General features: G+C 60.4%; 26 protein-coding genes. 25 read left to right on the top strand and 1 reads right to left on the bottom strand.

Annotated elements, in window-relative coordinates:
• Positions 1–310 precede the first annotated feature (310 nt).
• On the top strand, positions 311–622 hold the full coding sequence (locus tag NB311A_RS17000; protein ID WP_009799886.1) for a HigA family addiction module antitoxin: 312 nt from the start codon (positions 311–313) through the stop codon (positions 620–622).
• 10 nt (positions 623–632) lie between these two features.
• Here NB311A_RS17000 and NB311A_RS20835 read toward each other — a convergent pair whose 3' ends face one another.
• Positions 633–827: a hypothetical protein gene (locus NB311A_RS20835; RefSeq protein ID WP_009799885.1), complete on the bottom strand. Its 195-nt coding sequence runs from the start codon at positions 825–827 to the stop codon at positions 633–635.
• 307 nt (positions 828–1,134) lie between these two features.
• Between NB311A_RS20835 and NB311A_RS16995 the strand changes: the two genes are divergently transcribed.
• The 24 genes from NB311A_RS16995 to proS form a co-directional block, all read left to right on the top strand.
• Positions 1,135–1,500, top strand: coding sequence for an NADH-quinone oxidoreductase subunit A (locus NB311A_RS16995; RefSeq protein WP_009799884.1), 366 nt, complete (start codon positions 1,135–1,137; stop codon positions 1,498–1,500).
• On the top strand, positions 1,491–2,093 hold the full coding sequence (locus NB311A_RS16990) for an NADH-quinone oxidoreductase subunit B family protein (RefSeq protein WP_009799883.1): 603 nt from the start codon (positions 1,491–1,493) through the stop codon (positions 2,091–2,093). The genes NB311A_RS16995 and NB311A_RS16990 overlap by 10 nt, the downstream gene beginning before the upstream one ends.
• Positions 2,094–2,103: 10 nt before the next feature.
• On the top strand, positions 2,104–2,724 hold the full coding sequence (locus NB311A_RS16985; RefSeq protein ID WP_009799882.1) for an NADH-quinone oxidoreductase subunit C: 621 nt from the start codon (positions 2,104–2,106) through the stop codon (positions 2,722–2,724).
• Positions 2,724–3,932 (top strand): NADH-quinone oxidoreductase subunit D, encoded by a 1,209-nt coding sequence (locus NB311A_RS16980; protein WP_009799881.1) that lies wholly within the window; start codon positions 2,724–2,726, stop codon positions 3,930–3,932. The genes NB311A_RS16985 and NB311A_RS16980 overlap by 1 nt, the downstream gene beginning before the upstream one ends.
• The gene (locus NB311A_RS16975) at positions 3,932–4,894 is read left to right on the top strand and encodes an FkbM family methyltransferase (RefSeq protein ID WP_207382392.1); all 963 of its coding nucleotides are present in this window, start codon (positions 3,932–3,934) and stop codon (positions 4,892–4,894) included. Before NB311A_RS16980 ends, NB311A_RS16975 begins: the two co-directional genes overlap by 1 nt.
• 14 nt (positions 4,895–4,908) lie before the next feature.
• Positions 4,909–5,664 carry an NADH-quinone oxidoreductase subunit NuoE gene (nuoE, locus tag NB311A_RS16970; RefSeq protein WP_009799879.1) on the top strand — a complete coding sequence of 252 codons (756 nt, stop codon included), beginning with the start codon at positions 4,909–4,911 and terminating at the stop codon, positions 5,662–5,664.
• Positions 5,664–6,989 carry an NADH-quinone oxidoreductase subunit NuoF gene (gene nuoF, locus NB311A_RS16965; RefSeq protein WP_009799878.1) on the top strand — a complete coding sequence of 442 codons (1,326 nt, stop codon included), beginning with the start codon at positions 5,664–5,666 and terminating at the stop codon, positions 6,987–6,989. Before nuoE ends, nuoF begins: the two co-directional genes overlap by 1 nt.
• Positions 6,990–6,993: 4 nt before the next feature.
• On the top strand, positions 6,994–9,072 hold the full coding sequence (gene nuoG, locus NB311A_RS16960; protein ID WP_009799877.1) for an NADH-quinone oxidoreductase subunit NuoG: 2,079 nt from the start codon (positions 6,994–6,996) through the stop codon (positions 9,070–9,072).
• Positions 9,073–9,077: 5 nt separating this feature from the next.
• Complete coding sequence (gene nuoH, locus NB311A_RS16955; RefSeq protein ID WP_009799876.1) at positions 9,078–10,148, top strand: NADH-quinone oxidoreductase subunit NuoH; 1,071 nt, start codon at positions 9,078–9,080, stop codon at positions 10,146–10,148.
• Between the two features lie 7 nt (positions 10,149–10,155).
• Positions 10,156–10,644 carry an NADH-quinone oxidoreductase subunit NuoI gene (gene nuoI / locus NB311A_RS16950; protein ID WP_009799875.1) on the top strand — a complete coding sequence of 163 codons (489 nt, stop codon included), beginning with the start codon at positions 10,156–10,158 and terminating at the stop codon, positions 10,642–10,644.
• Positions 10,645–10,653: 9 nt separating this feature from the next.
• Positions 10,654–11,289, top strand: a complete 636-nt coding sequence (locus tag NB311A_RS16945) for an NADH-quinone oxidoreductase subunit J (protein ID WP_009799874.1) — start codon at positions 10,654–10,656, stop codon at positions 11,287–11,289.
• Positions 11,286–11,594 (top strand): NADH-quinone oxidoreductase subunit NuoK, encoded by a 309-nt coding sequence (gene nuoK, locus NB311A_RS16940; protein ID WP_009799873.1) that lies wholly within the window; start codon positions 11,286–11,288, stop codon positions 11,592–11,594. The genes NB311A_RS16945 and nuoK overlap by 4 nt, the downstream gene beginning before the upstream one ends.
• 83 nt (positions 11,595–11,677) lie before the next feature.
• Complete coding sequence (gene nuoL, locus NB311A_RS16935; protein ID WP_009799872.1) at positions 11,678–13,744, top strand: NADH-quinone oxidoreductase subunit L; 2,067 nt, start codon at positions 11,678–11,680, stop codon at positions 13,742–13,744.
• Positions 13,745–13,746: 2 nt separating this feature from the next.
• The gene (locus NB311A_RS16930) at positions 13,747–15,255 is read left to right on the top strand and encodes an NADH-quinone oxidoreductase subunit M (RefSeq protein WP_009799871.1); all 1,509 of its coding nucleotides are present in this window, start codon (positions 13,747–13,749) and stop codon (positions 15,253–15,255) included.
• A gap of 25 nt (positions 15,256–15,280) precedes the next feature.
• Positions 15,281–16,717 (top strand): NADH-quinone oxidoreductase subunit NuoN, encoded by a 1,437-nt coding sequence (gene nuoN, locus NB311A_RS16925; RefSeq protein WP_009799870.1) that lies wholly within the window; start codon positions 15,281–15,283, stop codon positions 16,715–16,717.
• A 13-nt stretch (positions 16,718–16,730) separates the two neighbouring features.
• Positions 16,731–17,543 (top strand): biotin--[acetyl-CoA-carboxylase] ligase, encoded by an 813-nt coding sequence (locus NB311A_RS16920; protein WP_009799869.1) that lies wholly within the window; start codon positions 16,731–16,733, stop codon positions 17,541–17,543.
• Complete coding sequence (locus NB311A_RS16915; protein ID WP_040675787.1) at positions 17,543–19,213, top strand: ribonuclease J; 1,671 nt, start codon at positions 17,543–17,545, stop codon at positions 19,211–19,213. Before NB311A_RS16920 ends, NB311A_RS16915 begins: the two co-directional genes overlap by 1 nt.
• 170 nt (positions 19,214–19,383) lie before the next feature.
• Positions 19,384–19,788, top strand: coding sequence for a methylmalonyl-CoA epimerase (gene mce / locus NB311A_RS16910; RefSeq protein ID WP_009799867.1), 405 nt, complete (start codon positions 19,384–19,386; stop codon positions 19,786–19,788).
• Complete coding sequence (locus NB311A_RS16905; protein ID WP_009799866.1) at positions 19,788–20,057, top strand: DUF1467 family protein; 270 nt, start codon at positions 19,788–19,790, stop codon at positions 20,055–20,057. Before mce ends, NB311A_RS16905 begins: the two co-directional genes overlap by 1 nt.
• 138 nt (positions 20,058–20,195) lie before the next feature.
• Entirely contained in the window at positions 20,196–20,564 is a 369-nt protein-coding gene (locus NB311A_RS16900; protein WP_009799865.1) for a DUF2946 domain-containing protein, read from the top strand.
• Positions 20,565–20,658: 94 nt separating this feature from the next.
• Entirely contained in the window at positions 20,659–22,866 is a 2,208-nt protein-coding gene (locus NB311A_RS16895) for a TonB-dependent receptor domain-containing protein (protein WP_009799863.1), read from the top strand.
• Between the two features lie 94 nt (positions 22,867–22,960).
• The gene (locus NB311A_RS16890; protein WP_009799862.1) at positions 22,961–23,485 is read left to right on the top strand and encodes a copper chaperone PCu(A)C; all 525 of its coding nucleotides are present in this window, start codon (positions 22,961–22,963) and stop codon (positions 23,483–23,485) included.
• Positions 23,486–23,490: 5 nt separating this feature from the next.
• Positions 23,491–24,012 (top strand): YcnI family protein, encoded by a 522-nt coding sequence (locus NB311A_RS16885; RefSeq protein ID WP_009799861.1) that lies wholly within the window; start codon positions 23,491–23,493, stop codon positions 24,010–24,012.
• A 256-nt stretch (positions 24,013–24,268) separates the two neighbouring features.
• Positions 24,269–25,586: proline--tRNA ligase (gene proS, locus NB311A_RS16880; protein ID WP_009799860.1), on the top strand; the 1,318-nt coding region annotated here is incomplete at its 3' end.

Raw genomic sequence — 25,586 nt, 5'->3', positions numbered from 1 at the left:
CCTTGATTTCAACGAATGTGCCCTCGCAGGCCCTCTTGTGGAAATCTTGCCATCGTCCGGGACTGGGCTTTGCAGGGTCCACTCGATCGCATCCCCCAACCGCCACCTCGCCATTTGAAAGTTCTACCATCGGTGTACCGATCGCGTCGTCTGGCAGAGATACATAATCCGGAACAGGAGGTAACTCCGTCTTCCAAGACTCAGGTATTGGAGGTCGTCTGGCGGCCTTCTTATGAGAATCGGTGACCGGGGATATGTCATCCGGCGTCGTCGCCACGTCCATCGATATCGACCTGGAGGATTACCCCTGATGACCAAGCGATCGATCAAGCGCGGCATCCCCGCTACTCACCCGGGGGAGCTTCTCCGTGAGGACGTTCTTCCTGCACTCGGAAGGTCCAAGACTGAAATCGCGAAGCTGTTGGGCATCTCGCGGCAGACGCTTTATGACATTCTTGACGAGAAGCAGCCTGTTACGGCCGCCATGGCGCTTCGCATCGGCAAGCTGTGCGGCAACGGCCCTGGCATCTGGCTCGCCATGCAGCGCGTTTATGATCTTGAGCAGGCCGAAAAACAGATCGGCGCCGAACTGGATGCCATTCCCACGCTTTCCGCGGCCTGACCTTGGCCGCTCATCTCACGAGTGACGCTTGCGAACTGGATACCATCGTCGGTTGTCCGGCCTTGGTCACGTGAACAGTCTGGATGAAATTAGAGCTCGGGCGAAGGGAGGTTCCGAAAGTTGTCAGTACGGCGCCTGCGACCAGGGCGATAATCACGATCTTCAGGTGGGTGGCGCGGTCTGCGCTCTGGATCGAATGGTTCATGGTTCGCCTCCCGTCTCCCGGCCACTTCGTGGTCCGTGGGCAAGAGCAATAAAACCGGTTTGTTTCAGCTCGGCGTCGCGGGATCCCCGAAATGGTTTCATCGGGTCTAATTTTGAGCCGTGATCCTGGGTTGCGGGCAGCAGGGGGGCGGCCCGGCTGCGGTCTAATGCTATGATGTCAAGCCGCAAAATCTCCGTTCCGGGTGCGTCAAAATAGGCTATCTTGCCACCCCTGTTTTGCTAGGCTAAAGCCTCTCAAAAGTTCCAACAAATCTGCGAGGTAAGCATCGCAGCGAGGGGAAGCGCCTATGAGCGGCATTTTGCAGAACTATCTTCCGCTTGTGGTGTTTATCGGCATAGCGGCCGTGATCGGCGCTGTGCTCCTGATCGCTCCGTTCGTCGTGGCATACAAGCAGCCGGATCCTGAAAAGCTTTCCGCTTATGAGTGCGGATTTAACGCATTCGACGATGCCCGGATGAAGTTTGACGTTCGGTTTTATTTAGTCGCTATTCTTTTCATCATTTTTGACCTTGAAGTGGCGTTCCTCTTCCCCTGGGCGGTCACGTTCGGCAAGCTCGGCGTGACAGGCTTCTGGTCGATGATCGTGTTTCTAGGAGTGCTGACGGTCGGTTTTGCCTATGAATGGAAGAAAGGCGCTCTCGAATGGGATTGAACTCTCCCACGGCAAAGGCCGCTTACACCGGCAGCCCTGTCTCGGGTCCGGCGGGAACCTCGATTCTGGACCCCGGCACAGGCCGGTCTGTCGGCGCCGGCGATCCGTACTTTCTCGAGGTCAACCACGAATTGTCCGACAAGGGATTCTTCGTCGCCGCGGCCGACGACTTGATCACCTGGGCGCGCACCGGTTCGCTGATGTGGATGACCTTCGGCCTGGCCTGCTGCGCGGTCGAGATGATGCAGGTGTCGATGCCGCGTTATGACGTCGAGCGTTTTGGTTTTGCGCCGCGCGCATCGCCGCGCCAGTCGGACGTGATGATCGTCGCCGGCACGCTGACCAACAAGATGGCGCCCGCGCTGCGCAAGGTTTACGACCAGATGCCGGAACCGCGTTACGTGATCTCGATGGGATCGTGCGCCAACGGCGGCGGCTACTATCATTATTCCTATTCGGTGGTGCGGGGTTGCGATCGCATCGTGCCGGTCGATGTCTACGTGCCGGGCTGCCCGCCGACGGCCGAGGCGCTTCTCTACGGAATCCTGCTTCTGCAAAAGAAGATCCGGCGAGTTGGAACCATCGAACGCTGAGGGTTAAGGGATGGACGAGAGCAGGCTCGATGCCTTGGGCCAGATGATTGTTGCCACGCTTCCGGGCGCGGCCACCGGACATTCCATGTCGTTCGGTCAACTCACCGTGACGGTCGAGGCTGCGAAGATTGTCGAGGTCGCCCGCTTCATCCGCGACGACCAGCGCTGTCGCTTCATCAACATCATCGACGTGACCGCGGTCGACTATCCCGGCCGCGAGAAGCGCTTTGATGTGATCTATCATTTCCTGTCCCCGGCGCTGAACGCGCGTATTCGCCTGCGTGCGTACGCCTCCGAGACCACGCAGGTGCCCTCGTTGATCGACGTGTTTCCTGGCGCGGACTGGTTTGAACGGGAGGCTTACGACCTCTATGGCGTGATCTTCACCGGTCATCCCGACATGCGGCGTTTGTTGACTGACTATGGTTTCGACGGACATCCGCTGCGAAAGGATTTTCCGCTAACGGGCTTCGTGGAGGTACGTTACGACGATGCCGAGAAGCGGGTCGTGTACGAACCGGTGCGTCTCAATCAGGAATTTCGCAAGTTCGATTTCATGTCACCTTGGGAGGGCGCTGACTATCCGCTGCCTGGTGATGAGAAGGCGATGGACGGCAAGGCGGGTAGCTGATGAACGAAGCACTTGGCGCCGTAACTCCCGGTATGCGTAACTTCACGATCAATTTCGGCCCGCAGCATCCGGCCGCGCACGGCGTATTGCGCCTGGTGCTGGAGTTGGACGGCGAAGTGGTGGAGCGCGTCGATCCGCACATCGGCCTGCTTCATCGCGGCACTGAAAAGCTGATCGAGCAAAAGACCTATCTTCAGGCGATTCCGTATTTCGATCGGCTCGATTATGTCGCGCCGATGAATCAGGAGCACGCCTTCTGTCTCGCCGCCGAAAGACTGCTGGGGATCGCGGTGCCGCGGCGCGGCCAGCTGATCCGGGTGCTCTATTGCGAGATCGGACGCATACTTTCTCACCTTCTCAATGTCACAACGCAGGCAATGGACGTCGGCGCGCTCACCCCGCCGCTGTGGGGTTTCGAGGAGCGCGAGAAGTTGATGATGTTCTACGAACGCGCGTCCGGCTCTCGGATGCATGCCGCGTATTTCCGCATCGGCGGCGTGCATCAGGACCTGCCGCCAAAGCTGATCAATGATATCGAGGCCTGGTGCGATCCGTTCCTTCAGGTTGTCGCCGATCTCGACAGGCTATTGACCGCCAACCGCATCTTCAAGCAGCGCAACGTCGATATCGGCGTGGTTACTTTGAAACAGGCCTGGGAATGGGGCTTCTCCGGAGTCATGGTTCGCGGCTCCGGAGCGGCCTGGGATTTGCGCAAGGCGCAGCCCTACGAGTGCTACGCCGAAATGGATTTCGACATTCCGATCGGCAAGAACGGCGACTGCTACGATCGCTATCTCATTCGCATGGAAGAGATGCGGCAGTCGGTTCGCATCATGAAGCAGTGCATCGCCAAGCTGCGCGCTCCCGACGGGCAGGGGCCGGTGGCGGTCGAGGACAACAAGATTTTTCCCCCCCGCCGCAGCGAGATGAAGCGCTCGATGGAAGCGTTGATCCACCACTTCAAGCTCTACACCGAAGGTTTCCACGTTCCGGCGGGTGAGATCTATGCGGCCGTGGAAGCGCCCAAGGGAGAGTTCGGCGTCTATCTCGTCTCCGACGGGAGCAACAAGCCCTACAAGTGCAAGATCCGCGCGCCGGGTTTTGCGCATCTGCAGGCGATGGATTTCCTCTGCAGGGGGCACCTGCTGGCGGATGTGTCCGCCATTCTCGGCTCGCTCGATATCGTGTTCGGAGAGGTTGACCGGTGATCGCGCAGCCGCCGATTCAGTTTGACCGAACTTCCGGCGTGCTTCAGGGCGCGAATGCCTGGGAGCGCGCGGCTGCGCTGGCGCTGGTGGCGGGCTCCAAAGTGTCCTCGCTATTTTCGCATCGCGGCTATAACAGTTGCGCCAACCTGCTGCGCAAGACGTTGCCGGAGCGCGATATCGCCGTCAAACTCAATCCCGACGCGACGTTCGCGTTTCCCTATGGCGACGGCTATTGGAGCAAGCTGCTTAATCGCTCTTTCAAGTATGAGGACGAGCTTGAGCTGCTGTTTCGCAACTCAGCCGACGTCGACTACACGCTGCTCGATTGCGGCGCCAATTACGGCTACTGGTCGGTGCTTGTCACCAGCGCGCCGTTCGGGTCGCGCAAAGCGATCGCGATCGAACCGTCATCGAAGAATTTCGCCAGGCTTTCAAACAACGCGAAGATCAACGGCGACCGCTTCGAGACGGTGCAGAGCGCGATCGGCGCGACGCGCGGCATCGCGCGTTTGTCCGGCACCAAGCATGAGGCTTTCAGCATCGCTGGCGGCGCCGATGCCGGTGGTGAGAGCGTACCGGTGCTCTCGCTCGACAACCTGCTCGACGACGGCAGAATTTCCCCCGATGGCAAGTACCTCATCAAGCTTGACGTCGAAGGCGTCGAGATTGAAGCCATCAAGGGCGGCGACCGCGTGCTGCAGGGCGACGCCGTCATCCTCTGCGAGGAGCACGGCAACGACCGAAATCACACCGTATCGCGCTATATTCTTGAGCAGACGCCGCTAGATCTGATCGTGCATGATCCGGCCAGTGGCCGTTTCGAGACGTTGACCGAGCTCTCCATTCTGGACCGCATCAAGGTCGCTTCCCACGTTGGATACAACGTATTCGGAACCTCGAGCGCATTCTGGCAAGATCGTTTTCGTCGTCTGAACGCGACCGCGTCGCAACGTGTTCATTGAGAGACTAAAATACGATGTCCGTTCGCCGCCTGGCACCGAAAGAACAGCAGCCCGAGAGTTTCGCCTTCAGCGAGGAGAACCTCGCATGGGCTAAAAAGCAGATCGCGCAATATCCGGAAGGTCGCCAGGCGTCCGCGGCCATCGCTATCTTGTGGCGCGCGCAGGAGCAGCATGGCGGCTGGATCTCCGAGGCGGCGATCCGCGCCGTGGCCGACATGCTCGATATGCCCTACATCCGGATGCTGGAGATCGCGACGTTTTATACGATGTTCCAGCTTCAGCCGGTCGGCAAGAAGGCTCACATCCAGGTCTGCGGCACCACGCCTTGCCGGCTGCGGGGCGCTGAGGACATCCTCGCGGTCTGCAAAAGCCGTATCCACCACGAGCCGTTTCATCTTTCGAAGGACGGCGATTTCTCATGGGAAGAGGTCGAGTGCCTCGGTTCCTGCGTCAACGCGCCGATGGTGCTGATCTGGAAGGATACCTATGAGGATCTGACGAAGGAGAGCTTCGGCAAGGTGCTGGACGGGTTCGCTTCCGGCAATCCGCCGAAGCCCGGTCCCCAGATCGACCGCCAGTTTTCCGCGCCGGTCGGCGGTCCGACCACGTTGAATACGGCGGCCGCGAAAGGCGAGGGCGGACGTCGTGCAAGCGCGCAGCCGGCGTTGACGGATGCGGACGCCAAGAAGCCGACCGACTCCGCAAGCCGGCGGGAAAGTCCCGTGCCGAAGCCGCCCGCCGACGACGCGACCAAGAAGGGCAAAACCTGATGCTCGACGACAAGGATCGCATCTTCCGAAATCTCTATGGTCTCGACGACTGGCGGCTGGCCGGCGCGCGCCGCCGTGGCGCATGGGACGGCACCAAGGCGATCGTCGACAAGGGCCGCGACTGGATCGTCAGCGAGATGAAGGCTTCTGGCTTGCGCGGCCGTGGCGGGGCCGGATTTCCGACCGGCATGAAATGGTCCTTCATGCCGAAGGACAATGCCGACGGCCGACCGAGCTATCTCGTCGTCAACGCCGACGAGTCCGAGCCCGGGACCTGCAAAGACCGCGAGATCATGCGGCACGATCCGCATCTGTTGATCGAGGGTTGCCTGCTGGCCGGCGTCGGCATGGGCGCTCATGCCGGCTATATCTACATACGAGGCGAATTCATCCGCGAGCGAGAGCGCTTGCAGGCGGCCATCGACGAGGCCTATGAGGCCAGGCTGATCGGCAAGGACAACATCCACGGCTTCCCGTTCGATCTGTACGTCGCCCATGGTGCGGGAGCGTATATCTGCGGCGAGGAAACAGCGCTGCTGGAAAGCCTGGAAGGCAAGAAAGGCCAGCCGCGGCTGAAGCCGCCATTCCCCGCCAATGTCGGTCTCTACGGTTGCCCGACCACGGTGAATAACGTCGAGTCCATCGCGGTGGCGCCAGACATCCTGCGACGCGGCGCAGCCTGGTTCGCCGCGATAGGCCGTCCCAATAATGTCGGCACCAAGCTGTTTTGCATTTCGGGCCACGTCGAGCGTCCCTGCAATGTCGAAGAGGCGATGGGGATCACGTTTCGTGAGTTGATCGACACCCATTGCGGCGGCATTCGCGGCGGTTGGAATAATCTTAAGGCGGTCATTCCGGGGGGCTCGTCGGTGCGCATGGTGCCGGCCGAACAGATCATCGATACGCCGATGGATTTCGACAGTCTGAGCAAGCTGCGTTCCGGCCTTGGCACAGCCGCCGTCATCGTCATGGACAAGTCGACCGACTTGATCCGGGCGATCGCGCGCATTTCCTATTTCTACAAGCACGAAAGTTGCGGCCAGTGTACGCCGTGCCGCGAGGGCACCGGCTGGATGTGGCGGGTGCTGACCCGGATGGCCGAAGGCCGTGCCCACAAGCGCGAGATCGACATGCTGCTCGAGGTTACAAAGCAGATCGAAGGCCACACCATCTGCGCGCTCGGTGATGCGGCGGCGTGGCCTATCCAGGGGCTGATCGCGCATTTCCGGCATGAGATCGAGGCGCGCATCGACCAGTATTCGCACAAGGCCGACCGCGACGATCAGGGCATCCTCGATCCCGCGCATATGGTTGCGGCGGAGTAAGGCCATGACGAAGCTTATCATCGACGGCAAAGAGATCGACGTGCCCGCAGAATATACGCTCTTGCAGGCGTGCGAAGCGGCGGGCGCCGAGATTCCGCGCTTCTGTTATCATGAGCGGCTGTCGATCGCCGGCAACTGCCGGATGTGCCTGGTCGAGGTGAAGGGCGGTCCGAAGCCGGTCGCGAGTTGCGCCTGGGGCGTGCGCGATTGCCGTCCGGGTCCAAACGGGGAGCCGCCGCAGATCTCCACGCGCTCGCCGATGGTGAAGAAGGCGCGCGAAGGCGTGATGGAATTCCTGCTGATCAACCATCCGCTTGATTGCCCGATCTGCGATCAGGGCGGCGAGTGCGATCTGCAGGATCAGGCGATGGGGTACGGCGTCGATACGTCCCGCTTCGCCGAGAACAAACGTGCGGTCGAGGACAAGTATCTCGGAGCGCTGGTCAAGACCTCGATGAACCGCTGCATCCAGTGCACGCGTTGCGTCCGCTTCTCCGCCGAAATATGCGGCGCGCCGGAAATGGGCGCTATTGGCCGCGGCGAGGACATGGAGATCACGACTTATCTCGAAAGTGCGCTCACATCGGAATTGCAAGGCAACCTCGTTGATATCTGTCCGGTCGGCGCGTTGACGTCGAAACCCTATGCATTCGCCGCGCGGCCCTGGGAACTCGGAAAGACTCAATCCATCGACGTCATGGATGCTGTTGGCTCGGCCATCCGTGTCGATACGCGTGGACGCGAGGTGATGCGCATCCTGCCGCGCTTCAACGGCGCCGTGAACGAGGAGTGGATCTCGGACAAAACCCGCCACATCGTCGACGGGCTCCGCACTCAGCGGCTCGATCGCCCCTACATTCGGGAAAACGGCGCGTTGCGCCCCGCTTCGTGGCCTGAAGCGTTCGCCGCGATCGCGGCGAAGGTGAAGGGCGCCGATAGCAAGCGGATCGGCGCGATCGCCGGCGATCTTGCCGCCGTCGAGGAATTATTCGCGCTTAAGGACCTGCTGTCGAAACTCGGATCGGTCAACATCGCGGTGCAGGGAGGCGATGCCTTCAGTCCCGCGCGGGGGCGGGCGTCCTACATCTTCAACCCGACTATCGCGGGCATCGAGCAGGCCGACGCGCTGCTGATCGTGGGATCCAACCCGCGCAAGGAAGCGGCGATCCTCAACGCGCGCATTCGCAAGCGCTGGCGGACGGGTCAGCTCATGATCGGCGTGATCGGAGAGAAAGCCGACCTGACCTACGAGTATGATTATCTCGGCGCCGGCCCGGAGTCGCTTGCGGATCTCGCGGCGGGCAAGAACAAGTTCCGCGACGTGCTGAAGAATGCCAGCAATCCGATCGTACTGGTCGGAGCGGGCGCAACGTCCCGGCCGGACGGCGCGGCCATTCTTGCGGCGGCGGCCAAACTCACCCTTGATATTGGCGGGCTGAAAAAAGACGGCTGGAACGGGTTTGCCGTCCTTCATGATGCGGCGTCGCGGGTCGGCGCTCTGGACCTCGGCTTCGCGCCGGGGAAGGGCGGCCTGAACGCGGGGCGGATGACGGCGCCGGACGGGCTTGATGTTCTGTTTTCGCTCGGCGCAGACGAGATCAATGTGCCGGACGGCGTTTTCCTCGTTTATATCGGAACCCACGGCGATGCTGGCGCTCACCGCGCGGACGTTATTTTGCCCGGCGCGGCCTATACCGAAAAAACCGGCATCTATGTCAACACGGAAGGCCGGGTCCAGATGACGAACCGGGCGAGCTTCCCGCCGGGTGAGGCGCGCGAGGACTGGGCGATCATTCGCGCGCTTTCCGAAACGCTGGGCGCAACCCTGGGTTATGACTCGCTGGCCGCACTGCGGCAGGCGATGTTCAAGACAGTGCCGCATCTGATGCGGATCGACCAGATCGAGGCTGGCGATAGCCGCGCGATCAAGGATCTGGCCGGCAGGGGCGGCGGCATCGAGAAGTCGCCGTTCAAGGCTGCGATTGACGACTATTATCTGACTAACCCGATCGCGCGGGCCTCGGCTGTGATGGCCGAATGCTCGCGGCTCGCGTCGGGTCGCATGCTGACGGCAGCGGAGTAAGCGTGATGGCCGATTTCTTCGCAATGCCGTTGTGGACGGACTTCCTCTGGCCCCTGATCGTGATGGTGGCGCAGAGCTTGCTGCTGCTTGTCGTTCTGCTGATCGCGATCGCTTACATTCTGCTCGCCGACCGGAAAATCTGGGCTGCGGTGCAGATCCGGCGAGGTCCCAATGTTGTCGGACCATGGGGCCTGTTTCAGTCGTTCGCCGACCTTCTGAAATTTGTGCTGAAGGAGCCGATTATTCCTTCCGGCGCCAACAAAGGCGTGTTCCTTCTGGCGCCGCTGGTTTCCTGCGTACTGGCGCTGGCTGCGTGGGCGGTGATCCCGGTCAATCTGAACTGGGTCATCGCCGACATCAATGTCGGGATCCTCTACATCTTCGCGATCTCGTCGCTGTCGATCTACGGCATCATCATGGGCGGCTGGGCGTCGAACTCGAAGTATCCGTTTCTCGCCGCGTTGCGTTCAGCGGCGCAGATGGTCTCCTATGAGGTGTCGATCGGTTTCGTCATCATCACGGTCTTGCTTTGCGCGGGCTCATTGAACCTCTCCGCCATCGTCGAGGCGCAACATACACGCGGATTGGCCAGCCTGATCGGATTGCCGTGGCTGACCTTCCTGAACTGGTACTGGCTGCCGCTTCTGCCGATGTTCGTGGTGTTTTACGTGTCTGCCCTGGCTGAGACCAATCGTCCGCCGTTCGATCTCGTCGAGGCGGAATCCGAGCTCGTCGCGGGCTTCATGGTCGAGTACGGATCGACGCCGTATCTGTTGTTCATGCTCGGCGAGTATGTCGCGATAACCACCATGTGCGCGATGGGCGCGATCCTTTTCATGGGCGGCTGGCTGCCGCCGGTCGACCTGCCGCCGTTCAACTGGGTGCCCGGCGTCTTCTGGTTCTCGCTGAAACTCTTCTTCATGTTCTTCCTGTTCGCGATGGCGAAGGCGATCGTGCCGCGCTACCGCTATGATCAACTGATGCGGCTTGGCTGGAAGGTGTTCCTGCCGCTGTCGCTGGCGATGGTGGTGATCGTGGCCGGCGTATTGCAGTTCGCTGGCATCGCGCCGAATTGAGGTTGTCATGAGTATCAACGCAACAGCCCGTTCGCTCCTGCTGACCGAGTTCATCTCGGCGTTCTTTCTCACCATGCGGTATTTTTTCAAACCGAAACCGACGATCAACTACCCATTCGAGAAGAATCCGATTTCGCCGCGTTTCCGCGGCGAACACGCGTTGCGCCGTTATCCGAACGGTGAGGAGCGTTGCATCGCCTGCAAGCTGTGCGAGGCGATTTGCCCTGCGCAGGCCATTACCATCGAGGCCGGGCCGCGCCGCAACGACGGCACCCGCCGCACAGTGCGGTACGACATCGACATGGTGAAGTGCATCTATTGCGGATTATGCCAGGAGGCTTGTCCGGTCGATGCCATCGTTGAGGGGCCGAACTTCGAATTCGCGACCGAGACCCGCGAGGAGCTTTATTATGACAAGGACAAGCTGCTCGCCAATGGCGACCGTTGGGAGCGCGAGATCGCAAAGGCGATCGAACTCGACGCGCCGTATCGGTGAGGTAGGGGCATGATCCTTCCCGCGTTCTTCTATCTGTTCGCCGGCGTGTGCGTTGCATCGGCCGTGATGGTCATCTCGTCGCGCAATCCGGTGCACTCGGTGCTGTTTCTCATTCTGGCGTTCGTCAACGCCGCCGGTCTGTTCATTCTGCTGGGCGCGGAATTCCTCGCGATGATCCTCATCGTGGTCTATGTCGGCGCGGTCGCGGTGTTGTTCCTCTTCGTGATCATGATGCTCGACGTCGACTTCGCCGAACTACGCGAGGGTTTTCTCGAATACTTGCCGTTCGGTCTGGTGATCGCGGCGATCTTTCTGCTGGAGTTGCTGCTCGTTGTCGGGGGCTGGACCCTTAATCCGACGGTTACAAAATCGATCACTGCGGCTATTCCGGGCGACGTCAGCAACACCGAGGCGCTCGGTCTCGTGCTCTACACGAAGTACATTCATTATTTCCAGCTCGCCGGCATGGTGCTGCTGGTGGCCATGATCGGCGCCATTGTGCTGACGCTCCGACACAGGGTCAGTGTCAAGCGTCAGGATATCAATGTCCAGAACGCCCGGACTCCCGAGATGGCCATGAGCGTTCGCCAGGTCGCTTCGGGGCAAGGATTGCAGGACGCCGACCAGGCGGAGTGGGTGAAATGACGATCGGCCTCGGACACTACCTGGCGGTTGGCGCGATCCTGTTCACGCTGGGGACGCTCGGCATCTTTCTCAACCGCAAGAATATCATCGTCATCCTGATGTCGGTGGAATTGATCCTGCTGGCGGTCAATATCAACCTGGTGGCTTTTTCGGCGTTCCTGGGCGACATCGTCGGACAGGTATTTACGCTGCTGGTGCTCACGGTCGCCGCGGCTGAGGCGGCGATCGGTCTTGCTGTTCTTGTTGTGTATTTCCGCAACCGCGGTTCGATCGCGGTTGAGGACGTCAATCTGATGAAGGGCTGAAGCATGATCCGGAAAGGTGAGGACCGGCTTTCTCCGGCCAATGGATGCATTGGCTGCGGGATCATGCTCCATGGGGTAGCTGCATGATCGAGGCAATCGTCTTCTTGCCGCTGATCGGCGCGATTCTGGCCGCGCTGATTGCGTTGGTGGGCGCGCATTGGCGTAATCCCAGCGGTGATACGGTCGATCATCACGATGATCACGGTCATGCTCACGCGGCGGCTGCGCATGATGAACACGGGCACGGTGACGCCCATGGTCACGACGATCATCATGTCAGCGAACCGCCGGCGATGGGCTCGCGTGCCGCTGAGCTGATCACGACGACCCTGCTGATCGTGTCGGCGGTCCTGTCATGGATGACGCTGATCGATGTTGGCTTCATGCATCACGACGCACGCATCGCGCTTTTCTCGTGGATTTCCTCCGGTGATCTTCAGGTCGGTTGGTCGTTGCGGGTCGATACGCTGACGGCCGTGATGCTGGTGGTCGTCACTACCGTGTCGTCGCTGGTGCACTTCTATTCCATCGGCTACATGGACGAGGATCCCAACCGTCCGCGGTTCTTCGGCTATCTGTCGCTATTCACCTTCGCGATGCTGATGCTGGTAACGTCGGACAACCTGGTCCAACTGTTCTTCGGCTGGGAGGGCGTCGGCCTTGCAAGCTATCTGCTGATCGGATTCTGGTATCAGAAGCCATCGGCTAATGCGGCGGCGATCAAGGCGTTCGTGGTCAACCGCGTCGGCGACTTCGGCTTTTCGCTCGGCATTTTCGCGGTGTTCATGCTGGTCGGCTCCACTGATTTCGATACCATCTTCGCGGCGGCGACGGGCCTGACCGGAAAGACGATCCACTTCCTCGCCTGGGACGTCGACGCCCTGACGTTGATCTGCCTGCTGCTGTTCATGGGCGCGATGGGCAAGTCGGCTCAGTTCCTGCTGCACACCTGGCTGCCCGACGCGATGGAAGGTCCGACGCCGGTGTCGGCGCTGATCCATGCGGCGACCATGGTGACGGCCGGCGTGTTCATGGTGGCGCGGCTGTCGCCGTTGTTTGAACTGTCTCCGGACGCGCAGGCTTTCGTGATGTTCATCGGCGCGACGACGGCGATCTTCGCGGCGACGGTCGGTCTCGTGCAGAACGACATCAAGCGCATCGTGGCGTACTCGACCTGCTCACAGCTCGGCTACATGTTCGTGGCAATGGGAGCAGGGGCCTACACCGTCGGAATGTTCCACCTGTTCACACACGCCTTCTTCAAAGCGCTGCTGTTCCTTGGCTCGGGATCGGTGATCTATGCGATGCATCACGAGCAGGATATCCGCAATATGGGCGGCTTGAAGGATCGCATTCCCTATACATACTTCGTTATGGTGATCGGCACGCTGGCGCTGACGGGATTTCCGCTGACCGCCGGATATTTTTCGAAGGACGCGATCATCGAATCCGCCTACGTGTCGCACAATCCGTTCGCATACTACGGTTTCTTCATGACCGTGGCCGCCGCCGGTCTGACATCTTTCTATTCGTGGCGGCTGATCTTCAAGACTTTCCACGGCAAGCCGCACGACCAGGCGCACTATAAGGCTGCGCATGAAAGCCCGACCTGGATGCTGATTCCGATCGGAATCCTAGCAGCCGGCTCGATCCTCGCGGGCTTTCCATTCAAGGAATTGTTCACCGGGCACGGGGTCGAAGAGTTCTTCCGGGAATCCGTGAAGATGCATCCGCACATTCTTGAGGAAATGCACCACATTCCAAAGACGATCGCCTTCCTGCCGACGGCGATGATGATTTTGGGGTTTGCGGTGGCATGGCTGTTCTATATCCGGCGGCCCGACGTGCCGGTCCAACTCGCCCGCGAGCACCCGATGCTTTACCAGTTTCTGCTCAATAAGTGGTATTTCGACGAGCTTTATGAGGTGATCTTCGTGCGTCCGGCGAAGTGGCTTGGCCGCTTCTTGTGGAAGAAGGGCGACGGATTCGTTATTGACGGATTTGGTCCCGATGGCGTCTCTGCCGGCGTGCTCGATGTCACCCGCAACGTCGTCAGGCTGCAAACCGGCTACCTTTATCACTATGCGTTCGCGATGCTGATGGGTGTCGCTGGGCTGATTACCTGGTTCATGTTCTCGGGAGGCCAGTAAGAATGACGACCTGGCCTATTCTGTCTGTCACGACCTTTCTGCCGGCGGTCGGCGCGGTTTTGATTTACGTGATGGCTCGCGGCGGCGACGAAGCCGCCAACAGAACCGCGCGTTGGATTGCGCTGTGGACCACGATCGTCACCCTTGCGGTGTCGCTGATCCTGGTTGATCGCTTCGATCCGGCCAATACAGGATTCCAGTTTGTCGAGCAGGCGACTTGGCTTGCTACCGGCATTCGCTATCACATGGGCGTTGATGGCATTTCGCTGCCGTTCGTCATTCTCACCACGGCGCTGATGCCGCTATGTATCGTCGCGAGCTGGAAATCGATTGCCCGTCGCGTGCCCGCCTACATGATGGCGTTTCTGATTTTGGAAACGTTGATGATAGGCACCTTCTCAGCGCTCGATCTGCTGCTGTTCTATGTGTTCTTTGAAGGCGGCCTTATCCCGATGTTCCTGATCATCGGGATCTGGGGTGGACCGCGCCGCGTCTATGCGACCTTCAAGTTCTTTCTCTATACGCTGCTCGGCTCTGTTCTGATGCTGCTGGCCATCATGGCGCTCTACTGGAATGCCGGCACCACCGACATCCCGACGCTGATGCAAACCGCTGTCCCGTACAATTTGCAGAAGTGGGCGTGGCTCGCCTTCTTTGCATCGTTCGCGGTCAAGATGCCGATGTGGCCCGTGCACACCTGGCTTCCGGATGCGCATGTCGAGGCGCCGACAGCGGGCTCGGTGATTCTCGCGGCGATCCTGCTCAAGATGGGAGGGTACGGCTTCCTCCGATTTTCGCTGCCGATGTTTCCGCTTGCGTCGCATGACTTCGCACCGTTGGTCTTCGTGCTGTCCGCCGTGGCGATCGTCTACACGTCGCTTGTGGCTCTGATGCAGGAGGACATGAAGAAGCTGATCGCCTATTCGTCGGTGGCTCACATGGGCTTCGTGACCATGGGAATCTTTGCCGGTACCATGCAGGGCATCCACGGCGGTGTATTTCAGATGGTGTCGCACGGAATCGTGTCGGGCGCGTTGTTTCTCTGTGTCGGTGTCGTTTACGACCGAATGCATACGCGCGAGATCGCGGCCTATGGCGGGCTTGTCAATCGGATGCCGCTTTATGCGTTGGTGTTTCTCGTCTTCACGATGGCCAATGTCGGGCTGCCCGGAACCTCCGGATTTGTCGGAGAATTCCTCTCCCTGATCGGAACCTTCAAGGTCAGCATACCTACGGCGGTAGCAGCAACGCTCGGCGTGATCCTGTCAGCCGCTTACGCCTTATGGCTCTATCGCAAGATCGTGTTCGGTGCGCTGGTCAAACCGTCGCTTGCGACCATCAAGGATCTGACGTTCCGCGAGGGTTTGACGCTGGCGCCGCTTGTGGTGCTGACGGTTCTGTTCGGCGTTTATCCGAAGCCGGTGCTCGATTTCTCGGCAGCTTCCGTACAAAATCTCGTCAATAATTACGCAAGCGCGACCGCCGCCATCAAGGCGGCGGCGCTGCCATGATCGCGGCAGGTCAGGGACACGAGCTATGATGGTTGAGGCCGCCGGATATCAACTTCTTCCTGTCTTGCCGGAGATCGTGCTCGCGATTGCCGCGATGGTGTTGCTTTTGATCGGGGCATGGTGTGGTCAGCGTGCAGCAGGTCTCGTGACCGGCCTCGCTATCTGCGCTCTGATCGGGACCGGCGTGATTGAATATCTGTTGCCGGGTGGCAGGCTGACTACCTTCGGCGGCAGCTTCATCGTCGATGAGTTCGCCCGGTTTCTGAAAATACTTGCCTTGCTCGGGTCCGCGGCAACGCTCGTTCTGTCCCGGGAATTCCTTGAGGACCAATCCCGCCGGATGTTCGAGTTCGCGATTCTGGTGATGCTTTCGACTGTCGGCATGATGGTGCTGATTTCGGCGGCCGACCTGATCATGCTGTATCTCGGGCTCGAATTGATGAGCCTTGCGCTTTACGTGGTGGCGGCGAGCAACCGCGACAATGTGAAGTCGACCGAGGCGGGCTTGAAATATTTCGTCCTTGGCGCGCTGGCGTCGGGGATGTTGCTGTACGGCGCTTCACTGATCTATGGCTTCACGGGAACCGTCAGCTTCGCCGGCATTGCGGCCGCCGCGAAGAGCGGCAGCATCGGCGTCGTCTTCGGTATCGTCTTTCTGCTGGCCGGCCTTTGTTTCAAGGTGTCGGTGGTGCCGTTCCATATGTGGACGCCCGATGTCTATGAGGGCGCGCCGACGCCGGTCACGGCTTTCTTCGCCTCGGCGCCGAAGATCGCGGCGATGGCGGTGTTCACCCGCGTGGTGCTGACGGCATTCTCCGGGGTTGTCGCCGAATGGCAGCAGATCGTGGTTTTCGTGGCGATCGCGTCCATGGCGCTGGGCTCCTTCGGCGCGATCGGGCAGCGCAACATCAAGCGGCTGATGGCCTATTCGTCGATCGGCCACATGGGCTTTGCGCTGGTCGGTCTCGCCGCCGGCACGGTCGAGGGCGCGCAGGGCGTGGTGCTGTATCTGGTCATCTATACCGTGATGACGTTCGGGGCTTTCACGGTCATCCTCGCCATGAGCCGTAACGGTCAGGCGCTGGAGCAGATCAGTGATTTCGCGGGGTTGTCGCGGACCAATCCGCTGCTGGCGTTTTTCTTTGCCATGCTGCTGTTTTCGCTGGCCGGCATTCCGCCGCTGGCCGGATTCTTCGCCAAGTTCTATGTCTTCAGCGCCGCCATCAAGGCCGGGCTGTTTGCGCTGTCGGTGATCGGCGTCATCACCAGCGTGGTCGGTGCATTCTACTATCTCAACGTCATCAAGGTGATGTATTTTGACGAGCGCGCCGAGGCGACAGACGCCGTTCATCTCGAATTACGTTCGATAGTGGCCGCGACCGCGCTTTTCAACATGCTGTTCTTCGCGTATCCCGGACCTCTGGTCAGCGCCGCCACGGCGGCTGCGAAATCATTGTTCTGACGGCATTGTTCGAATGGCATTTTCGCTCGGTCCACGAGCTGCATCGGCTGGTTACCGGCTGGCGGTCTTCGATCGCATCGGCTCGACCAACGCCGAAGCGTTGATGCGTGCGCGAGCGGGCGAGACCGGCCCGATCTGGCTGGTTGCGGCGGAGCAGACTGCGGGACGTGGTCGTCGGCAGCGTAGCTGGATCTCTCCTCCGGGCAATCTGGCATGCAGCGTGCTTGAGGTTATCGACATCTCGCCCGCCGTGGCGGCGACCTTAAGCTTTGCGGCGGGGTTGGCGCTCGAAGCTGCGCTGCGATCCGTCAGCCTTGAAGCGCGTATGAGGTCTCCGGGTTCGGAGAATGTAACGTTTCATCTGAAATGGCCCAATGACGTGCTGGCAGACGGGAAGAAACTCGCTGGGATCCTGCTGGAGGCCGAAATCGTCGAACACGACCGTTTGGCCGTTGTCGTCGGCATCGGCGCCAATGTCGTTGCTGCTCCTGAGGGGATGCCGTATCCGGCGGTTGCGTTGAGGGATCTCGGCATCGACATCGGTGCGGAAGACTTGTTTCGCGCGCTGACCGACGCCTGGACTGAATTTCGGACGATCTGGGACGAGGGACGTGGCTTCGGCGGGATCAGGCGGCTGTGGCTCGACCGGGCGGCCGGGGTCGGTCAGCACGTTTCGATCCGGTCTGATTCATCGACGATATCCGGCTTGTTTGATACCATCGATAAAAACGGCTGTTTGATCGTTGCGACCTCCGACGGCAAGCGAGTGGCCGTTTCCGCCGGTGATGTGTATTTCGGCGCGGCAGCCTCGGTCGGAGCAACATGATAGCGCGGCCTGATGAGTTGATGTTCGCCCCGCTTGGCGGCGTGGGTGAAATCGGCATGAACCTGTCGATCTACGGGATCGGCAATCGTCACCAGCGAAGCTGGTTGGCGGTCGATCTCGGCGTATCCTTCGGCGACGAGGAACATTTGCCGGGCATTGATCTCATCATGCCGGATATCCGGTTTCTCGAACAGGAACGAAAAAACCTCGTCGGCCTCGTGCTGACGCACGCCCATGAGGATCACTTCGGCGCCATCATCGATTTGTGGCCGCGTCTGAAATGCCCGATCTACGCGACCCGGTTCAGCGCGGCTTTATTCGAGGCCAAATGCGCGGCCGAGCGCAATCCGCCGGACATCCCGGTGACGGTCGTGCCCTCAGGAGGACGCATCGAGGTCGGTCCCTTTGGCGTCGAATTCATTCCGGTGGCGCATTCGATCCCGGAATCCCATGCCCTTGCGATCCATACGGCGGCCGGAATCGTTGTGCACACCGGCGACTGGAAGATCGATCCGACGCCCATCATCGGTCCGCCGACCGACGAACGACGCTTTCGCGAACTTGGCGACGAGGGCGTGCTGGCGCTGATCGGCGATTCCACAAATGCGGTGCGGGACGGAAGGTCGGCGTCCGAAGCCGAGGTTGCAAGAACCATCGCGGATCTGGTGAAGGCGGCCAAGGGCCGGGTTGCGGTGACGACGTTCGCATCCAACGTCGGGCGGCTGCGCGCCGTGGCTGATGCCGCGCGTGAAGCGGGGCGCGAAGTCGTGGTGGTCGGCCGCGCGATGGCGCGCGTGGTGCAGGTCGCGCGCGAGACCGGACATCTGAACGGGATGCAGGACTTTCGCAGCGCCGATGTCTATGGCCATCTCCCGCCCGACAAAGTATTGGCGCTGTGCACGGGCAGCCAGGGTGAGCCAAGGGCGGCGCTCGCCCGAATCGCGAGGGACGATCATCCGGAGGTCACGCTGAACCGTGGCGACACCGTGATCTTTTCCTCACGCACCATTCCCGGCAACGAGAAAGCCGTCGGCGCGATCATCAACGGCCTTGTGGCCCAGGGCATCGAGATCATCACCGATCGCACCGAACTGGTTCATGTCTCCGGTCATCCACGCTGCGATGAACTGCGGGACATGATCTCCTGGGTTCGTCCGCGTCTGCTGATCCCGGTGCATGGCGAGGCCTTGCATCTTTCCGAGCATGCGCGGTTGGCGCGTGCGTCAGGCGTGCCGAAAGTCCTGATATGCACGAACGGTGATCTGGTACGGCTCGGGCCTGGAGAGCCGGGCATCATCGATGAATTGCCGTCAGGACGGCTCTACAAGGACGGCGCCATCCTGGAGGATTCAAAATCTCGCGCGGTCGTGGAGCGGCGGCGCATGGCGTTTGCCGGCTGCGTGTTCGTGGCGATTGCAGTCACCGACAAAGGCGAATTGGTTGAGGATCCCGAAATCGATCTCGTCGGCATACCGGAAAAGAACATGGCCGGCGAGGTGCTGGACGATATCGTTTTCGACACGGTGGTCTCGACGGCGAAAGGGTTCTCGCGAACGCTGCGGCGCGATCCGGATGCAATGGCCGAGTCATTGCGTCGCGCCGTGCGGGCAGCCGTCGCGGAAGAGTGGGGTAAGAAGCCGCTCTGCTACGTTCACGTTCTGGTGATCTAGAGCCCCTTCGCTTCCGAGGGATCAGAGGCGTTGCTCAATGAATTTGATTTGAACCGGTATCCACTTTGCTCGAAAACGCTATAGTGCAGCGGATTGACGCCGCCCCCTGACGGTGATTGCCGGAGGTGACAGTGGCGAAATCGAATCCAATCATTGCGTTGCAGGATGACATGCTGGGTCGACTCAATCATGTGGCTATCGCGGTCAGGGATGCCGAGAAGGCGGCAAAGATTTACGGCGTCGCCTTCGGCGCGGAAATCTCGGCGGCGCTGCCGCTGCCAGAGCATGGGGTGATCACGGTGTTTGCGGTTCTGCCGAATACGAAGATCGAGTTCATTCAGCCGCTCGGTGAGGCATCTCCTATTGCGAAGTTTGTCGAGCGTAACGCGGATGGCGGTATTCACCATGTCTGTTATGAGGTCCCTGACATCGTCGCGACTCGTGATATCCTGATAGCGGAGGGCGCGCGCGTTCTCGGCGACGGTGAGCCGAAGATTGGTGCGCACGGTAAGCCGGTGCTTTTCTTCCATCCGAAAGACTTTTCCGGCGCGCTTGTCGAGATCGAGCAATCCTGATGCTTTCCGCAATCTTCTCCGGTTTTGCCATTTATTTCGTCTTCTGGTGGATAACGCTGTTTCTGATGCTGCCGTTCGGCGTCCGAAGTCAGCACGAAGAGGGTGAGCATGCTCCGGGCACCGATCCCGGGGCCCCGGTGATGCCGTTGATGCTCCGCAAAGTGATCTGGACTACGATCGTTTCATTGGTGATCTATGGTGCCGCCGCCTGGGCGTATTATTCAGGCCTGCTGAATGTGGAGCGGCTGTCACGGCTGATGGGTATTTAGCGCGTTTTCGAGCGAACCGGATTCCACCTCCGGATCAAGCCCGAGGACAAGCTTCGCTCGAAAACGCTATAGTCTGAGAGTCCCGGCTCGACACTCGACTCCGGCCATGATAGCTCTCAACGCGAAAGGCTGGGGATCATGCGACGGCGGCTAGGAAGGCTTCTTCCAATCGTCATGTTTGCGATGCTGGTGCAGATTTTCGCACCGATCGCTGCTTGCCGGGCGCTGGGCAACACGGGTGATCCGGTTGCAGGCGCCATATGTTCCCACACCGCCAATGGCAGTCTTTCGCAAGACAGTCAGACAGACCATCAGGAGGCAGGCGGAGCTTGCTGTAAGTTATGCTGTGTCAACAGTAGCGCGACACCGACAACTGACCCGCAAGCCTCCATTGTCTACGTTGAGCGGACTACCAACGCGGTCCGCTGGCGTGATCTGACCTTCATCCTGGCGCCATCGGCGGTCGGCTCCAACGCGCAGGCGCGCGGCCCTCCCGGCATTTCCTGATTCAGCATATTTCGAGCGATCGCTACGATTTGTGGCGATCCGAATCCGTTCGAACGCTCCGGGCGATAGTCCGGCATCGGGATAGTATACCATCATGTCTATTCATCTCGCCCGCGGCGGCGCAAGCGCGCTTGGCGGTGTGCTGGCGGCTACCTTCGCGGTTTTATGGCCTTTTGACGTTTTCGCGCAGTCGGTGCCCGGAACCGCGCTGCCGGCGGTAACAATCACGGCGGCCCAACCCAACAAACCTCAACCGAAGCGCGCGATGCGCAGTGCGGTCCCATCGGTTCCGGCCGCGCGCCGGGAATCCGTCCCGTCACAGGCTGCGGCTCCGGCAGCCGTCCCCGGATCGTTGACGGTCCTCACCGCACAGCAGGCGCTACGGGAAATCCAGCAGACGCCCGGTGGCGTCGCGCTGGTGACGGCCGACGCCTACAAGAACTCGACCGTCTCCAACACCATCAAGGATATTTTGGACTACGTACCGGGCGTGTTCGTTCAGCCGAAATGGGGCGACGACACCCGGCTGTCGATCCGCGGTTCGGGCTTGTCGCGAAACTTCCATCTACGCGGCGTGCAACTCTATATGGACGGAATCCCGATCAACACGGCCGACGGCTACGGCGACTTCCAGGAAATCGATCCGACCGCTTACAAGTATGTCGAAGTCTTCAAGGGCGGCAATGCGTTGCGCCTCGGCGCCAATTCCCTCGGCGGCGCCATCAATTTTGTAACTCCGTCAGGTCGCGATCTCTTCATCAATGGCGTCAGCGTCGATGCCGGCGCTTTCGGTTTCCGGCGGCTACAGGCCAAAACCGGGGGAAGTAACGGTCCGTGGGACGGTTTTATTACCGCTGCAACGCAGCGCAGCGACGGCTTTCGCGATCACAGCTTCGGCCAGGCGAACCGCCTGAGTGGAAACGTCGGCTATCAGTTCTCCCCGGACGTCGAGACGCGGTTCTATCTCAACGCCAACAATGTGCGGCAACGCATTCCCGGCAGCGTCAGCAAGTTTTCGGCGCTGACTTCACCTCAAACCGCCGCTGTGAACAACCTTACAGGCGACTGGCAGCGCAACATCGACACCGTTCGGATCGGTAACAAGACCACGATGCGGTTCGATAGCACGACGGTGGAATTCGGTGCGTTCGGGGTCGACCGGCATCTGATGCATCCGATCTACCAATGGCTTGATTATCACTATCAGGACTATGGCGCGTTTGCGCGGGCGGTCGATGACCGCGTGATCGGTGGCTTCCGCAACCGGCTGGTCGCAGGCGTCAATGTACTCAATGGGCGGATCGACAATCAACAGTTGGTCAATCTCGCCGGTGGTCAAAAGGGTGCGCTGGTGTCATCATCGATCGATCGTTCGAAGAACACGTCGGTCTATGTCGAGGATTCCTTCTATTTCCTGCCGAATGTCGCCGCGATCGCTGGCACGCAGTTTCTCTACGCGACGCGCAACAGGCAGGACCGCTTCCTCAGCGACGGCGATCAGTCGGGCCGGACGGAGTTCAATCTGTGGAGTCCGAAAGGTGGACTGTTGTGGCAGATCGATCCGACCTGGCAGGCCTATGCCAACGTTTCGCGAAGCGCCGAGGTGCCGAGCTACGGCGAGAGTGCGAATGGTCCCGGGATTCCCACCATTCCTTTCACCAGCATTCGGCCGCAACGCGCGACGACGTACGAGATCGGCACGCGCGTGCGGCGACCCGACGCCACCTGGGAGGTGACTTACTACCGGGCGCAGATCGACAACGAACTGCTGTGTCTGTTCAGCGCGTTCGGTAACTGCAACGTCACCAATGCCGATCGCACGATGCATCAGGGCATCGAGGCCGGCGCAGGCGCTGCAATCTTCCGCAATCTTTTCGTGCGCGGTGATCGGCCGGACCGGCTCTGGCTCAACATCGCCTACACTTTTAACGATTTCCGTTTCGACAATGATCCGGTGTTCGGCAACAATCTGTTGCCAGGAGCGCCGCGCCATTTCGTCCGAGGCGAACTGCTCTACAAACATCCGAACGGGTTTTACGTGGGGCCGAATATCGAATGGGTGCCGCAAGGCTATTATGCCGACAGCGCCAATACGCTGAGCACTGACGCTTACGCGATTTATGGACTGAAGGCCGGTTTTGACGACGGCGGCAGGTATTCCGGCTACATCGAGGCCCGCAACATCGGCAACAAAGCCTACATCGCTTCCAGTTCGATCATCGATCGCGCCAACGCCAATTCACCATTGTTTGAACCCGGATTCGGGCGTGCGGTCTATGCTGGGTTCAAGGTGCGATGGTGATCGCCTGTATGCGCCCATCGGCGTTGTTCGACCGATGAGCGCCTATGACTGACCGAACAATCCCTGTTGTGACAGAACCATAGAGGAGAATGTCATGAAATCATGGTTGGCCGTGGTAGCCGTCGCTGCGCTTGGTCTGGTGACGCCGGGCCACGCTGAATCCGTCAGCGTTGGCGATCTAGTCATTTCCCAGCCCTGGACTCGAGCCACGGCGGGCGGCGCCAAGGTTGGTGGTGGATATCTCACCATCGAAAACAAGGGCCAGGTGGCTGACAAACTCGTTGGCGGTTCGACCGATGCTGCCGGGAAGCTCGAAGTTCATCAGATGAGCACCATTAACGGCGTGATGAAAATGCATCAAGTCGAGGGTGGCCTGACCATCGAGCCGGGCAAGACGGTCAAGCTGGAGCCGGGCGGCTATCACCTGATGTTGGTCGGTCTCAAGCATCCCTTCAAGAAGGGCGAGAAGGTACCGGTCACGCTCGAATTTGAAAAGGCCGGCAACGTGGCAGTCACGCTCGATGTGGAAGGTATCGGGGCCCGAGCGCCGGGCGCGCCGGCCGGCGGAGCGATGATGAAAAAGATGCCGGATCATTCACACGACGGAGGCCAGAAGTGACGCGTATGTCAGGATCGTGGCTCGGTTCGGCCATCGCTGCGGCCGCAGCAATGGTCTCGTGTAGCGCGGCGTTGGCGCATGTCACGGTCCAGCCGGCGGATGCACCCGCCGACAGCTACGCGCATCTCACCTTTACCGTGCCGCACGGCTGCAACGGCAGCGCGACCACGGCGCTGCGGATCAAGTTGCCGGAAGGCATTCTGTCGGCGAAGCCGCAGATGAAGCCGGGCTGGAATGTCGAAATCAAGAGCAGGAAGCTCAAGGCGCCGGCGCAAGGGCCACACGGAAAAACCATCACTGATGTCGTGGATGAGGTTGTCTGGCGCGGCGGTCCGTTGCCCGACAACCTCTATGACACATTCGGCCTGGTCGTTCGGCTTCCGGACCGGGCGGGCCAGAGCCTCTATTTCCCGGCCGTGCAGGAATGCGAACAGGGAAGCCAACGCTGGACCGAAATCCCGCAAGCGGGGCAGGCTGACAAACCGCGCACGCCTGCGCCGGTGGTCCGGCTGAAGGCGGGGCGCTGAGACCGCTCCACGCGCAATGATCGTCGGCCGAAATCGCGCGCCGGAGTCGCGCCGGCCGACCGGAATGGTCTGGAGCCGCTGATCGTAGGATTTTGGACACTCAGGGAGCCACCGCGCTCCACGTGCTTGAACTGCTTCAGGCGTGTGAGATTCCCCGCGCTTTCACGCGGCCTGTCGTCATGCAGACCTTGTATTTTACCGTCCGATCCGGTTTCACTGCCTGCGTCCGTGTCCCCAAGCGATTCCAGGCCTGCCCATGCGACTGTCGCGGTTTTTTCTGCCGATTCTGAAGGAGACCCCGAAGGAAGCCGAGATCGTCTCGCACCGGCTGATGCTGCGGGCGGGCATGATACGCCAGGAGGCGGCCGGCATCTATGCCTGGCTGCCATTGGGCCTGCGGGTGCTCAAGAAGATCGAGGCGATCGTGCGCGAGGAGCAAAACCGCGCCGGCGCGATCGAATTACTGATGCCGACGTTGCAACTCGCGGACCTCTGGCGCGAGAGCGGGCGTTACGATGCCTATGGGCCGGAGATGCTGCGGATTCAGGATCGCCACAAGCGCGAGCTGTTATATGGTCCGACCAACGAGGAAATGATCACCGAGATCTTCCGCGGCTACATCCGCTCCTATAAAAGCCTGCCGCTTAACCTCTATCATATCCAGTGGAAGTTCCGCGACGAGCAGCGTCCCCGTTTCGGCGTCATGCGCGGCCGCGAATTCCTCATGAAGGATGCCTATTCCTTCGATATCGACGAAGCCGGCGCGCGGCGCTCCTACAACAAGATGTTCGTCGCCTACTTGCGCACGTTCGCCCGGATGGGACTGAAAGCGATTCCGATGCGCGCGGAGACCGGCCCGATCGGCGGCGATCTCAGTCATGAATTCATCGTTCTCGCCGAGACCGGAGAATCCGGCGTTTATATCGACAAGGATGTTCTTGATCTTCCGGTGCCCGGCACGGATGTGGATTACGACGGCGATCTGACGCCGATCGTCAAGCAATGGACCGTGGCCTATGCCGCGACGGAGGACGTTCACGACGGGCCGCGCTATGAGCGCGAGGTTCCTGAAGAAAGGCGCGTTCATACTCGTGGCATCGAGGTCGGCCAGATCTTCTATTTCGGCACCAAGTATTCCGACTCGATGAAGACGCTGGTGACCGGTCCCGACGGCGTCGAGCAGCCGATCCACGGTGGTTCCTACGGTGTGGGGGTGTCCCGTCTCGTCGGTGCGATTATCGAGGCCTGTCATGACGAGGGGGGCATCAAATGGCCGGATGCGGTTGCGCCGTTTAGGGTTGCGATCCTGAATCTGAAACAAGGCGCCGGCGATACTGATGCGGCATGCGAGCGAATCTATCGTGAACTTTCCGCCAAGGGGATAGACGTACTTTACGATGACACCGATCAGCGGGCAGGTGCGAAGTTTGCAACCGCCGACTTGATCGGAATTCCCTGGCAGGTGATGGTGGGGCCGAAGGGCCTTGCTGAAGGCAAGGTCGAGATCAAGCGGCGCGAGGACGGGTCACGTGAGAATGTCGCGCTGGAAGATGTGGTTGCGCGGCTGACGGCGA

It is taken from the genome of Nitrobacter sp. Nb-311A (genome assembly GCF_000152905.1).
GTDB lineage: Bacteria > Pseudomonadota > Alphaproteobacteria > Rhizobiales > Xanthobacteraceae > Nitrobacter.
The sequence above is the reverse complement of the archived record's forward strand: the minus strand, read 5'-3'. Positions and strand labels throughout refer to the sequence as shown.